This window comes from Paraburkholderia haematera (assembly GCF_905220975.1).
Lineage (GTDB): Bacteria > Pseudomonadota > Gammaproteobacteria > Burkholderiales > Burkholderiaceae > Paraburkholderia > Paraburkholderia haematera.
In genome coordinates, this window is record NZ_CAJNBK010000016.1 from 95490 (window position 1) to 108543 (window position 13054).

Genomic DNA, 13054 nt, shown 5'->3' on the forward strand with positions numbered 1-13054 from the left:
GGACAGATTGTCATCGGGCGTACTTAAAAACGCCCGGGAAAACCCCACAATCAGGGCAGGTCACACCAATATGGTCAGAAGAACCAAAGAAGAGGCGCAGGAGACGCGTAACAGTATTCTCGACGCGGCTGAAAGGGTCTTCTTCGAGAAAGGCGTATCGCGCACGTCGCTCGCCGACATCGCGCAGGCCGCCGGCGTCACGCGTGGCGCGATCTATTGGCATTTCGCGCACAAAAGCGATCTGTTTACCGAAATGTTCGACCGCGTGCTGCTGCCGCTGGACGAACTCAAGGCCGGCTTGCCAGACCCCAACGAGCCCGACCCGCTCGGGCGCCTGGTGGAAATCTGCACGGTCTGCCTGCGCGACACCGCCAACGACCCGCGCCGCCGGCGGGTGTTCGACATTCTCTTTCTGAAATGCGAGTTGGTCGAAGAGATGGGGCCGGTGATGGTCCGCTACCAGACCAATATGCGCGAAGGGCTGAAGAAGATCGAAGGCGGTCTGCGCAATGCGATCTCCAAAGGGCAATTGCCGGCCAATCTCAATACCGGGATCGCGGCGGCGATGGTGCACGCATTCGTCAGCGGCTCGCTGCGCGACATGCTGTTTTTGCCGGAGGCGACCGATTTCGGCAAGCATGCGGAGCAGATGGTTGCGGGGATGTTCGATGCGCTGCAGCTGAGCCCGGCGTTGCGCAAGGAAAAAACGGCCGGCTGACAGCCGGCCGGGCCGCGGCTTTATGCAGCCGCCAGGCTCGCCCGCGCCTTCTGGTTCGACGCGTAGATGTTGCCGCGTTCGAGCGGCGCGCCGCTCTTCACAGCCGCAATCCATTGGTCTGTGCTCACCACGGCCGCGAAGCGCGACTGCAACACCACGCTGAATACCCGGTGAATGTCCTCCGCGCTCGCAAACCCCGCGCTGTTCTCGTAGGGTACCGAACCCGTCGCGTCGTGCAGGAATTCGACTGTGAGACCTAAGTGGACCGCGTGGTTGATAGTCGACGCGTCACAGTTATGGGTCATGTAGCCGACCACCGTCAACGTGTCGATCTGCTGCGCGGCGAGCCAGTCGGCCAGATCGGTCTCGGTGAACGCGCTCGGCAGCGTTTTCTCCAGAAGACGATCGTGGGCACGCGAGCCCACCACCGGATGCAACTCCGCGCCCACGCTGCCGCGCGCAAATAGCGGCGAGGTGGCCGGCGAGAAGTTCTGCACAACAATCACCGGCACTCCGGCGGCACGGGCCGCATCCATCGCCCGGCCGATGTTGGCGAGCGAGGTTTGCACATCCGGATATTCGATCGGCAGATCGCCGGTGACGTATTCGTTCTGCACATCGATGACGATCAGCGCGCGGCGTGGTGCGGTCATGGCAAGACTCCTGTCGGTTGAGCGGTTAAGGCTCGCGCTGCCCGGCCCGGGATGGGCGTTCAGCAGGCAGCGGCGATGACTGCATTGTTGGCCCGCCGCCGTTTTCCCGATAGCGACCCGAATGACAATATTCGATAGAATCGGGCCATCATTGAATTTCGCGGGGCGACCGCAACCTATGGCTACATCCCCCTCCTCCATGACAGCGCGCGACGATGCGCCCCGCCACATCGTCGCGGTCATCGCGTTCGACCGCATCAGCCCGTTCCATCTTTCAGTGCCCTGCGTGGTGTTCGGCGAGGACCGCAGCGGCGGCGGCTTGCCCGCGTTCGACTTTCGCGTCTGTGCGGCCGAAACCGGCGCGCTGACCACCACCGCCGGTTTCTCGATCGCCGTCACGCATGGGCTCGAAGCGCTCGCCGACGCGGATACGATCATCGTGCCGAGCTGGCGCGACCCGAACGAGACGCCGCCCGCCGCGCTGCTCGACGCACTGCGCGCCGCCCATGCGCGCGGCGCCCAACTGGTCGGGCTGTGTCTGGGCGCGTTCGTGCTGGCCGCCGCCGGCATCCTCGACGACCGGCCGGCCTCCACTCATTGGGCGTGGGCGGACGAGTTCGCGCACCGCTATCCGTGCGTACGGCTTGATCCCGACGTGCTCTACGTCGACGACGGCAACGTGGTGACCTCGGCCGGCACCGCCGCCGGCCTCGACTGCTGCCTGCACGTGCTGCGCAAGATGTGCGGCGCGCAAGCGGCGAACTATGTTGCGCGCCGGCTGGTCGTGCCGCCGCATCGACAAGGTGGCCAGGCGCAGTTCATTCAGCAGCCGGTGCCGCCGAATGTACGCGGCGATCGTTTGTCCGGTCTGCTCGATTGGGTGAGTGGCAATCTCGATGCGCCGCATACGCTCGACACGCTCGCCGAGCGCGCCTTGATGAGCCGCCGCACTTTTACGCGACGCTTCCGGCTCGCCACCGGCACGACGGTCGGCGCATGGCTGCTGGCGCAGCGGCTCGGCCGCGCGCAACACCTGCTGGAAAGCACGGACGAATCCGTGGAAGCGATCGCGGGCATTGCGGGTTTCGGCTCGACCGCCTCGCTACGGCAACATTTCGCGGAGGCGTTTCGCACCTCGCCGTCCGCATGGAGGCGGGAATTTCGCGGCGTGTGAGCTGGCGTGAAAGCGGTCGATAATCTTTAAGCGCGGGGTGGGGCCGGCAAAAAGCGAACAAGGACGGCAAACGCCGTGTGATCAACGGCGTTTCGTAGTGACCTACCAGGATTTCGTAGTCGCGCTGACGCTACAGCCAAGCCAAGCCAAGCCGTCAGTGTTCGCTTAGCCAACGGGCCACATACAACAACAGCGCCACCAGAAAAATCATCGCCGCCCACGCCCAGTTCGGGACCACATGCGGACTGGACTGGTGATGCGAGACGCCGTGCGATGCCGCGTGCGACGCGCTCGCCGCCCGCCCGGTCAACGCATTGCCATGATCCGTGCGGGTACGCCGGGCGATGCCGCCGAGCGTGATCGGCCGTAGAAACACGTGCTGCCGGCGCGCCGCCGAACCCCGCGCACGGTTCGGCCCTTGCCCATGCTTGGCGCGAACGACCGCGCCGAACTCGTCGAAAAAATCGTCCGCCAGTTGGTGCAGCGCATTTTCGAGCTGGCGCGTAGGCAGCTCGGCAAGCGGCCCGGACGAGGTCGCCCAGATCGTGTAATCGATCCGCGTGCCCCGTTCCCGGCCGACGCCATGCGAGCCATCGTCCGCGCGCAACCTCACCTCGATCTGTCCGCGCAAGGAGCCGATGCCCTCCGCTCGCGCCTTGAAATTGATGGTGCGGCGCTGCGCGTCCGCCGGTCCGGAATCCTGCCCGGCGACATGGGCCCGCGCTTCATAACGCGCGCGCAACGGCCCGAGCGGCACGGTCATGGTCAGTGCAAATTCGCCGTGGCCGAGCCGCGTGAACGACTCGCAGTTGTCGAGGCTGGCACGCAACAAGGCAAGGTCCTGCAACGCGTCCCAAACGTCGGACGGTGCAAGCGGAATCCGTAACGCGTCGTTCAGTTCCATGGCAGCCTCCCCGATGAACGCGCGACAGCCGGTCAGGACGTCTGATCGATGCGGTCGACGCGCGATGCGTAAAACGCGAGATACCCTTTTATACGTGCCACCGGCTCGAGCGGCGTCTCATAGCTCCACGCGGCGTTTTCGACCAGACCGTCTTCGGTGCGCAAATGGAAGTAGGACGCCTCGCCCTTGAACGGGCAGTGCGAAGTATGTGTCGAGCGTTCGAGGCGCGCCATGTTCACGTCGCCACGCGGGAAATAGAACACGTCCGGCAGACCGGTTTCCGCGAGCGTGAGGCCCGACTGGGTGTCGGCCATGGTCACGCCGCCATGAATTACACGCACCCGGTGATTGTTGCCGCCGATCGCGATGGTATGCCCGCCCGTGCTTGCGCCGGGGTTTCCGTGGGGTGTCAAGGCATCGCTCATGTCTCGGCTCCGGGGTGGTGTGGAACTCGTGTGCGGTCCTGCAAATAGTAAAGCCACGGGGGTGCCCGTGGCTTCATTATCGGCCAAACTCCAGCCGATTGTGCGGCCTTCCTGAGTGCAGCCGGGGCGTCTCGTCCGGCGCCACTCGACAAGGTAAGACGCTTATTGCGTTTTCCAGTAGAACGCCGCCTTGGCGGTGCCCTTGGCCGGGATCGTCACCGGCCTGGTCTGGTCGCTATCCTTGTACTGCGCATGCACGGTGTAGCGGCCGGGGCGCAGCCTGACCAGCATATACGGGCCGCGCGAGGTGGCACTCAGCACATCGTCGTTGTGCGCGTCGACGATTCGCACATGGACGTCGGCGAGAAAGTCGGAGCCGGGGCCGGTGAAGCGCAGCGACAGCGGCCACTCGCTTTGCGCGTGTTGCAGCGCCGTCGATTCGTCGATACCGACGCCGCCCGACACGAACGAGACGTCGCCCTTTTGCTGGATTTGCGGCAGACCGCCGCCGTTCGCGTTGCCTGCGCTGGTGTTGTCCGCGGTCGTACCGCCCGCTACCTCGCTCGCCTGCTGTGCATAAGCGCCGCCCGCCAGACCGAGCGTGAGCGCTGCGCATACCGCGGCGGCTACGATCCTTCGCTGCTTGCGTTGGGTTTTCATCGGTTCGCTCCTTCCAAAAGTCCTTGGCGTCCGGAAGCCCTTGATGGGTCCCCGACCAAAGTAGACGCAACCTGCGTGCCAAGCCCGGTTTGCGTCGTCTGGAAATCGCTGCTGCGCCACGTCACGCGGCGCAGAGCGCCCTTCTTGACGGCTGTGGAATCGGGAAAAAATTGCCGGTCCGTCGGCAGCAAGTACAAGGGACCGGCAAGCATGACTTCGATTAATTCAATTCCCGGTTAGCCGAGATCGACCGGCACGAAAATCTGCGCGTTATCGCGCTGGATCAGCAACGCGATGCTATTGCCCGCGCCAGCGATCATCTGCTTCAACTGATCGACGCTCGTGACCGGCCGGCCGTTGACCGCGAGGATCACGTCGCCCGGCTGGATGCCGGCGCTTTCAGCCGCGCCGCCCGATTGCTGCACCAACAGACCGTGCGACACCGACGCCCCGCTCTTCTCTTCCGGCGTCAGCGGCCGCACTGCCACGCCGAGACGGCCTTGCAACTGCGCCGGCTGATCCGCCTTGTCCGAGGCCGCCTTCGCATCCGACAACGAACCGATCGTCACCTTCAGGTCCTTGGTGGCCTTGTCACGCCACACCTGCACAGTGGCCGGGCTGCCCGGCGCCAGACCGGCAACCTGCGACGGCAGATCCGACGAGTCGCCAACCGACACGCCATTCACCGACAGAATCACGTCGCCCGGTTGCAGACCGCCCTTGGCCGCCGGGCCGCCCGGATCGACCGAGCTGACGAGCGCGCCTTGCGGCTTCTGCATGCCGAACGAATCGGCCAGCGTCTGGTTCATGCCCTGCACCGCGACGCCGAGACGCCCGCGGCTCACATGGCCGGTCTTGACGATGTCGTCCTTGACCTTGATTGCTTCATTGATCGGGATCGCGAACGAAAGGCCCTGGAAGCCGCCCGTCTGCGAATAGATCATCGAGTTGATGCCGATCACTTCGCCTTGCAGATTGAACAGCGGGCCGCCCGAATTACCCGGATTCACCGGCACGTCGGTCTGGATGAACGGCGTGTAGTTTTCGTTCGGCAGCGAGCGCGACTTCGCGCTGATGATGCCCGAGGTCACCGTGTTGTCGAAACCGTAAGGCGAGCCGATCGCGACCACCCATTGGCCGACCTTGCTCTGACGCGGGTCGCCGATCTTCACCGTCGGCAGATTGCTCGCGTCGATCTTCAGCACGGCGACGTCGGACTGCTTGTCTGCGCCGACCACTTTCGCCCTGAATTCACGTTTGTCGGTCAGCTTCACGGTGACGACGTTCGCGCCGTCCACCACGTGGGCGTTGGTCAGGATGTAGCCGTCGCTGCTGACGATGAACCCTGACCCGAGGCTCGCGCTCGGCTGATCGGGCGCATCGCCGCCGTCGCCGCCTTGCATGCCCGGCATGCCGCCGAAGAAGTGCTTGTAGAACTGATAGAAGGGATCGCTTGGATCGATCGGCAACTGGTTGCCGCCGACGCCGCCATTGCCGCCGTTGCCGCGCAAGGCCGCCTGCTTGACCACATGCTTCGCGCTGATGTTGACGACGGCCGGGCCGTAGGTTTCAACGAGGCCCGAGAAATCGGGAATACCGGTTTTCGCCGCGGCTTCGGCAGGCATCATCGCGGCCTGCGCCGGCGTGATCACCTGGGGCGCGGGCACGTCGCGATGCCCCGCCACGTAGCCGGCGGAGAGCGCCACGGCGACAGCCACTGCAACAGCGCTGCGGGACAAGGTTTTCGCGTTCATCGTGTACTCCTGACTGGCAGAAAGAGGCTCTGGAATGAGATGAAGCGTACGTGGCATCGCTTAAAAGAGTCTTAAGCAGCGCCAGATCGTCTCAAGCCCGCTCTTAAGGCTCGTTTAAGCCTTGCTTAAACCACGTTCGAACCACTTTGCGAACAGAAAGCCTCACATTCAGAAGCGCACTTCGACCTGCAAACCACCCGCCGGCGATTCGTCGAGCCTCACCGCCGCATGGTGCTGCGTAGCAATGCGGCGCACGATCGCGAGGCCGAGACCGCTGCCCGCCACGTCGGTGCGCACGCGGTTCGCGCTGGCGCCGGCGCGGTAGAAGCGATCGAATACGCGCTCGCGTTCCGCCGGTTCGATGCCCGGCCCGCTATCGGCAATCCGCACCACCGGATGCCCTTCTTCGACATGCAGACCGACGTCGACGCGGCCGCCGCGCGGCGTGTACTTGGTTGCGTTATCAACGAGGTTGTTGAACATGACACGCAGCGCGTCGGCGTCGCCGGTCACCGTGGCAGGTTCACTCGCCTCGATGCCGAGATCGACACCGCGATTCTGCGCAAGCGGCGAGTAGGCCACCACGCAGTCCTGCAACAGCTCGCGCAAATCGATCGCCTTGGTGGCGGCGAGACCGTCCGGCTCCGATCGTGCGAGCGCCAGCAATTGCTCGGCAAGACGCGTGGCGCGCGTGACGCCCGCCTGCAGATCGACCAGCGCTTCGCCGCGCGCGGCGTCGTCTTTCGCGCGTGCCACCAGTTGCGATTGGATCTGCACGGCGGCGAGCGGCGTGCGCAGTTCGTGCGCGGCATCGGCGACGAATGCTTTCTGGATATCGAGCGCCGTGGCCAGCCGTTCGAGCAAGCCGTTCAGCGCGCGCACGAGCGGCTGCACTTCGAGCGGCAGACGCTGATCGGGCAAGGGATCGAGCGCCTCGGGGTGACGCGCGTCGAGTGCGCTGGTCACGCGCCGCAGCGGCCGCAGGCCGCGCCCGACGACGACCCAGACCGCCACGCCCAATAGCGGCAGCAGAACGATCAACGGCCACAGGGTCCGCAATGCGACATTTGCCGCGAGCCGGTTGCGCACCGAAACCGGTTGCGCCAGTTGCACGACGTTATCGCCGACGATCGCACCGTACACGCGCCAGTCGCCGCGCTCCGTATGCTCGGTCGAAAAGCCGAGTTCGGCACGCGGCGCAAGCGGCGCACGCGGCCGCGAGTAGTACATCAGCACGCCGTTGCGATTCCAGATTTGCAGCACGATGCCTTCGTCGCCGGTGTCGCGCGAACCGAGCACCTGCGAGAACGGTTCCGACGGCAGTGCCGCGGCGATCTGCTCCAACTGGTAATCGAACAGTTCGTTGGCTTCGGCTAGCGCCTGCCGGTAGATCAGCCAACCCGCAATGCCCACGCCGAGCAACACCAGCGCCAGCAGCCAGAACAGCAATTGACGGCGAATCGAACGCATCGGCTCAGGCTTCCTTGGCGATCATGTAGCCGAGGCCGCGCACGTTGCGGATGAGGTCCGCACCGAGCTTCTTGCGTAGCGCGTGAATGTAGACCTCGACGGTATTGCTGCCGATCTCCTCGCCCCAGCCATACATTTTTTCTTCGAGCTGGCTCTTCGAGAGCACCGCGCCGGGCCGGGCGATCAACGCTTCGAGCAGCGCGAATTCACGCGCCGACAACGCGACCGGCGCGCCGTCGAGCGTGACCTGATGCGACGCGGGGTCGAGCGTCAGGTTACCGTGGCGGATCGTCGAATCGCTGCGGCCCGATTGGCGGCGGATCAGCGCGCGCATGCGGGCGCCGAGTTCGTCGAGATCGAAAGGTTTGACGAGGTAATCGTCGGCGCCGGCGTCGAGGCCTTTGACGCGATCGGCGACCGCATCGCGCGCGGTGAGGATCAGCACCGGCGTGGCGTGGCCTTTGGCGCGCAAGGTGCGCAGCACGTCGAGTCCATCGCGTTTGGGCAGGCCAAGATCGAGCAACACCAGATCGTAAGGTTGGCTGGTCGCCGCGCTGAGTGCTGCTTCGCCGTCTTCCACCCAGTCGACCGCGAAGCCTTCACCGCGTAGCGCCTTGCGCACGCCTTCGGCGATCATCCGGTCGTCTTCGACTAGCAATATGCGCATGGTTGGTACGGTCCCGAAACATTTGATGATGCCGCATTCTAGCGCCCGGCCCCGGCGTGCGCGACGCGCGACGCTTTTTCACCGCAGCTTCGCGGCATGTCTCTACAATGAGCGCTTTGCGTCGCGTGGCGGTTTTCCGCGCGTTACGCGATGCTTCTCCACACTCTGAATTGCCGCGCGTCACCGCGCCCCGAAATCTTGCTTCCTCGCCTGTCCATGACGCACGCTTTTTCCCCTGCTTTTTTCCCTTCTCTCGCACGCCGTGTCGCGCTGCGGCCACTCTCCTCCGCTTGCGTCGACACCCAGCCTCGCCGGTTCGCGTCGCGTGCGGCGGCATGGCTGCTCGCCTGCGCCGCGCTCGGCTGCGGCGCAGCGCTGCCGCTTGCCGCGCAGGCGCGCGTCAAGACCACGCATCCGAGCGTCAACGTCACCACCGTGCTGCCGCAGACGGTCATGACCGGCCTGCAGCGCGCGCACGTGCCTTTGTCGTCGATCAGCGTGGTGGTCGAAAAAGTCGGCGACCGCACGCCGATCCTCGCGCTGAACGCCGGCAAGCCGATGATGCCCGCCTCGACGATGAAGCTCGTCACCACCTACTCCGGCCTGTCGATCCTCGGCCCGGACTACCGCTGGCGCACGAGCGCCTACGCGGACGGCACGGTCGATGCCAACGGCGTACTGCATGGCAATCTTTACATTCAGGGCACGGGCGACCCGAAACTCGTGCCTGAAGAGTTGATCGACCTCGTGCAGAAGATCCACAAGGCCGGGATCAACGGCATCGACGGCGCGCTGGTGCTCGACAAGCGCTACTTCGACACCTCCACGCGCGATCTGCCGCCGTTCGACGACGACACGACCGCACCGTACAACGTCGGCCCCGATCCGCTGCTGTATGCATTCAAATCGCTGTCGTTCACGCTGACGCCTTCCCCGGATGGCAGCGTCGCAATCGACGTGCTGCCCGCGCTCTCGCAGCTAAAGATCGACAATCAGATGCACGCAGTGAATGGCCCGTGCCGCGGCGACGCCGCCGCCGTCTCGCCCACCGTGACGCCTCAACCCAACGGCACCGTGGTCGCGTCGTTCGACGGCGACTACTCGGTGCGCTGCGGCCCGCGCACGACCAACGTCGCGGTGCTCGACCACACCGCGTTCTTCGCGGGCGGCTTTCTCGCGCTGTGGCAGCAAACCGGCGGCACCTTCAGCGGCGCGACCCGCGAAGGCGCGGTGCCGGTCGGCGCGCGCCTCGTCGCCACGCACCAGGGGCCGATGCTCGCCGACATCGTTCGCGACATCAACAAGTTCAGCAACAACACGATGGCGCGCAACCTGTTTCTGACGATCGGCGCGATGGAAGAAAAGCCGCCCGCCACGCCCGCGAAATCGGCACGCGCCATCGAGTCGTTCCTGCGCCGCGACAGCGTCGACATGCAATACCTGACGCTCGACAACGGCTCGGGTCTGTCGCGCGACGAGCACGTTACCGCGCTCTCGCTCGCCGATCTGCTGCAGCGGGCCAATGCGAGCCCGGTCGCCCAGGTGTTCGTGGAGTCGCTGCCGATTGCGGGCGTCGACGGCACGATGCGCAACCGTTTGACCAACCAGGGCGCGGGCGGCAACGCGCATATCAAGACCGGCACCCTGCGCGATGTGCGCGCGATCGCCGGTTATGTGGCCTCGGCCGATGGCAACAGCTACGTGGTGGTTAGCCTGATCAACGACCCGCACTCAGAGGCCGCGCGCGCCGCGCACGACGCCTTGCTCGAATGGGTCTACCAGGGACCGTCCCAGGGATTCCGGAAAGTCTCCGCCCCCGTCGCCGAAGCGCGCAGCAGCAAGCCCAGGAAAAACCCGCACAAGCGCGGCGCCCATTGAGGATTCCTTCTATAGAACCCGCGCGCCGCAACGCGCCCAAGCGTGTACGCTGTCGGGCAGTGTTTGAGGCGCGCGTGAAACGTAACGCGTAGCGCACGAGCCGCGCACCCGTTACGGTCACGTGGCCTGATCAAACGAAAACGACAACGTCCGCTGCCTCAAGCGCAGCGGCCAGGGACCACGGAGGAAGACACAATGCAATTCGATGCCGAATTGCTGCTGCTCGCCATGGCGCCAGTCTTTCTCGCATGCATTGGCTGGGAGGCGTGGCACCTGCGGCGCACGCGCCCCGGCGCACAGCTTTATAGCTGGCGCGACACGTTCTGCAACGCCGGGCTCGCGCTGATGCAGCAAGCCGCCGACAAGCTCGCGTGGCTTGCGATCATCCCCGTCTATGCTTTTTTCTACGATCACTATCGCGTCACCACGTGGCCGGCGACCTGGGTGTCGTTCGTCGTGCTGTTCGTCGCGCAAGATCTGCTCTATTACGGGTTTCACCGCTGCAGCCATCGCGTGCGCTGGCTGTGGGCCGCGCATGTCGTGCATCACTCGTCGGAGCGGATGAATTTTTCGACTGCGTTTCGCCAGAGCCTGATGTATCCGGTTGCCGGCATGTGGGTGTTCTGGATTCCGCTCGCCGTGCTCGGCTTTCCGCCGAAGCAGATCGTCGCCATCGTGCTGATCAACCTCGGCTTTCAGTTTTTCGTGCACACCCAGGCGATCGGCAAGCTCGGCTGGCTCGAATACGTGTTCAACACGCCTTCGATTCACCGCGTGCATCACGCGCGCAACGATCGCTACATCGACCGCAACTATGCCGGCGTGCTGGTGGTCTGGGATCGCCTGTTCGGCAGCTTTGTCGAGGAAGATCCGCACGACGCGCCGGTGTACGGCATCGTCGAACCACTCCACACCTATAACCCGCTGAAGGCGACGTTTCATGAATGGGGGTCGATGGCGGCCGATTTCGTGAGCGTGCGAGGCTGGCGCAACAAGTTGCGCGCGCTATTCGCGCCGCCCGCGTGGGCCACCGATTTTCATGCGCGCCGCGCCGCCGGTACGAATGCCCGAATCGCGGCATCCGGAGTCGATACGGGCATTGAGGAAAACCATACGGCCGCGTTTCAAACACCGCGCAGGCCGTAGAAGATTCTGTAAGCTGTCGTCACGCCGCCGACGCGGTGGGCGCTGCCTGCAACACATGGCGCAAGGGCCACACATACGAGGAGATGCAGTCAACATGAATCAAACAACATCGAAGAAGCGCAATTTCATCCGCGTCACGCAGATCGCCGTTGCCAGTGCCGCGTTTGCGCTGCTCGCGGCTTGCGGCGGCGGCAGCGATAACAACTCGAGCAGCAGCACGCCGGCGGGCGGCGTGAAATTGCAGGTCGTGTCGTTCGGCGACAGCCTCTCGGACGTCGGCACGTATTCGCCGGTGATCCAGTCGAGCTTCGGCGGTGGCCGCTTCACGACCAACCCGGGCGAAGTGTGGACCCAGAAGGTTGCGGAGTACTACGGCGGCACGTTGAGCGCCGCGTATCTGGGCGGCTTCGGTCAACCGCTGGTTGCAACGGGCGGATTTGGCTACGCGCAAGGCGGCTCGGACGTCGTCAACGCCCAGGGCGAAGGTTGGGCACCGAACAACGCGGCGGCTACGACTGTGCCGGTGGTGACCCAGGTGGCAAACTACCTGGGCGCGCATACGAGCTTCAACGCGAACCAGCTCGTGCTGGTGAACGGCGGCGCGAACGATATCTTCCAGTTCGCGGGGACCACCGCCAATTTGACGGCGCTCGCCACCGCGCTACAGACGCAATACCCGCTGCTCGTGCAGGCCGGCACACTGCCGAACACGCCGGCCGGCCAGGTACAGTTCATCGCCGGCTACCTGCAGAAACTGGCCAACCCCCAGATCGCGACGGCCGCCGTCCAGCTCGCCGCGCAAGTCCAGACCATGGTCAACTCGGGTGCGACCCACGTGGTGATCTCGACGGTGCCGGACATCGGCAATACGCCGCAAGGCGTCGAAGCCAACGCAGCCTCACCTGGCGCGGCTGCGCTGCTGACGGGGATTACCGCGGCGTACAACGGTATGCTGGTTCAGAGCTTGACGTCCCTCGGCCTGCTGGGTACGGGCAAGGTCATTGTGGTCGATGCGTTCACGTGGCTGGACACCCAGTTGCCGAACTACCAGGCGCTGGGCTTCACGGTGTCCAACACTGGCACGGCGTGTAACCTGGCGTCGATGGTCGCCAACGCAACTGCTTACGCCACCGCCAATCCGAGCGCAACGAACGGGTTGACCCCGGCCCAGTACGGCTCCCAGTTCGGTTCGTCGCTGTTCTGCTCGCCGCAGACTTACACGGTGGCTGGCGCTGACCAGACTTACATGTTCGCGGACCTGGTCCACCCGAGCTCGCACTTGCACGCCTTGTTCGCGCAATTTGTTCAGCAGCAGATCGCTGCGACGGGTTTGGGGAAATAAGGTTGGGGATGCCGCTTGGCGGTGACTGATTGCGTGTTCTGCGAACGCCTGGCTTGTTGGTTGAGTCGGGCGTTTTTTTTATTGCCTTCGCGGTGCTTGGTTGTGGGCCTGTGGTGGTGGCCTTTCCTTGCTTTGTTAGTGGTTTATTAGCGTTGCCCCTGTGCGGGGCGGGCACCTACTTTTCTTTGCCTGCCGCAAAGAAAAGTAGGCAAAAGAAAGCGGCTCAAACCGCTAATTCTTAAGCGGGTCCCCCGGCTTGGAGG

At 64.6% G+C, this 13054-nt stretch carries 12 protein-coding genes; 5 read left to right on the forward strand and 7 right to left on the reverse strand.

Annotated features, from left to right (window positions below; translation table 11 throughout):
- Nucleotides 1–70: 70 nt before the first annotated feature.
- Entirely contained in the window at nt 71–718 is a 648-nt protein-coding gene (locus KHO23_RS23940) for a TetR family transcriptional regulator (RefSeq protein ID WP_211613878.1), read from the forward strand.
- Between the two features lie 20 nt (nt 719–738).
- Here KHO23_RS23940 and KHO23_RS23945 read toward each other — a convergent pair whose 3' ends face one another.
- Nucleotides 739–1371 carry a cysteine hydrolase family protein gene (locus tag KHO23_RS23945; protein ID WP_211613802.1) on the reverse strand — a complete coding sequence of 211 codons (633 nt, stop codon included), beginning with the start codon at nt 1369–1371 and terminating at the stop codon, nt 739–741.
- Nucleotides 1372–1549: 178 nt separating this feature from the next.
- Between KHO23_RS23945 and KHO23_RS23950 the strand changes: the two genes are divergently transcribed.
- Nucleotides 1550–2545 carry a helix-turn-helix domain-containing protein gene (locus tag KHO23_RS23950; protein WP_211613803.1) on the forward strand — a complete coding sequence of 332 codons (996 nt, stop codon included), beginning with the start codon at nt 1550–1552 and terminating at the stop codon, nt 2543–2545.
- Nucleotides 2546–2699: 154 nt separating this feature from the next.
- Here the strand turns inward: KHO23_RS23950 and KHO23_RS23955 are convergent, their stop codons facing one another.
- The 6 genes from KHO23_RS23955 to KHO23_RS23980 all read right to left on the reverse strand — a co-directional run bounded on the left by KHO23_RS23955 (nt 2700) and on the right by KHO23_RS23980 (nt 8425).
- Complete coding sequence (locus KHO23_RS23955; RefSeq protein ID WP_211613805.1) at nt 2700–3449, reverse strand: CoxG family protein; 750 nt, start codon at nt 3447–3449, stop codon at nt 2700–2702.
- Between the two features lie 32 nt (nt 3450–3481).
- Nucleotides 3482–3874 carry a DUF427 domain-containing protein gene (locus KHO23_RS23960; RefSeq protein ID WP_211613807.1) on the reverse strand — a complete coding sequence of 131 codons (393 nt, stop codon included), beginning with the start codon at nt 3872–3874 and terminating at the stop codon, nt 3482–3484.
- 162 nt (nt 3875–4036) lie between these two features.
- The gene (locus KHO23_RS23965) at nt 4037–4534 is read right to left on the reverse strand and encodes a carboxypeptidase regulatory-like domain-containing protein (RefSeq protein ID WP_211613809.1); all 498 of its coding nucleotides are present in this window, start codon (nt 4532–4534) and stop codon (nt 4037–4039) included.
- 236 nt (nt 4535–4770) lie between these two features.
- Nucleotides 4771–6288 carry a DegQ family serine endoprotease gene (locus tag KHO23_RS23970; RefSeq protein WP_211613811.1) on the reverse strand — a complete coding sequence of 506 codons (1518 nt, stop codon included), beginning with the start codon at nt 6286–6288 and terminating at the stop codon, nt 4771–4773.
- Nucleotides 6289–6456: 168 nt separating this feature from the next.
- Complete coding sequence (locus tag KHO23_RS23975; RefSeq protein WP_211613813.1) at nt 6457–7758, reverse strand: ATP-binding protein; 1302 nt, start codon at nt 7756–7758, stop codon at nt 6457–6459.
- A gap of 4 nt (nt 7759–7762) precedes the next feature.
- Nucleotides 7763–8425: a response regulator gene (locus KHO23_RS23980; protein WP_211613814.1), complete on the reverse strand. Its 663-nt coding sequence runs from the start codon at nt 8423–8425 to the stop codon at nt 7763–7765.
- Between the two features lie 216 nt (nt 8426–8641).
- Between KHO23_RS23980 and dacB the strand changes: the two genes are divergently transcribed.
- The 3 genes from dacB to KHO23_RS23995 all read left to right on the forward strand — a co-directional run bounded on the left by dacB (nt 8642) and on the right by KHO23_RS23995 (nt 12791).
- A complete protein-coding gene (gene dacB / locus KHO23_RS23985; protein WP_211613815.1) occupies nt 8642–10303 on the forward strand; it encodes a D-alanyl-D-alanine carboxypeptidase/D-alanyl-D-alanine endopeptidase in 1662 nt (553 codons plus the stop codon).
- A 195-nt stretch (nt 10304–10498) separates the two neighbouring features.
- On the forward strand, nt 10499–11449 hold the full coding sequence (locus tag KHO23_RS23990) for a sterol desaturase family protein (RefSeq protein ID WP_211613816.1): 951 nt from the start codon (nt 10499–10501) through the stop codon (nt 11447–11449).
- Nucleotides 11450–11543: 94 nt separating this feature from the next.
- A complete protein-coding gene (locus tag KHO23_RS23995) occupies nt 11544–12791 on the forward strand; it encodes an SGNH/GDSL hydrolase family protein (RefSeq protein WP_211613817.1) in 1248 nt (415 codons plus the stop codon).
- Nucleotides 12792–13054 lie beyond the last annotated feature (263 nt).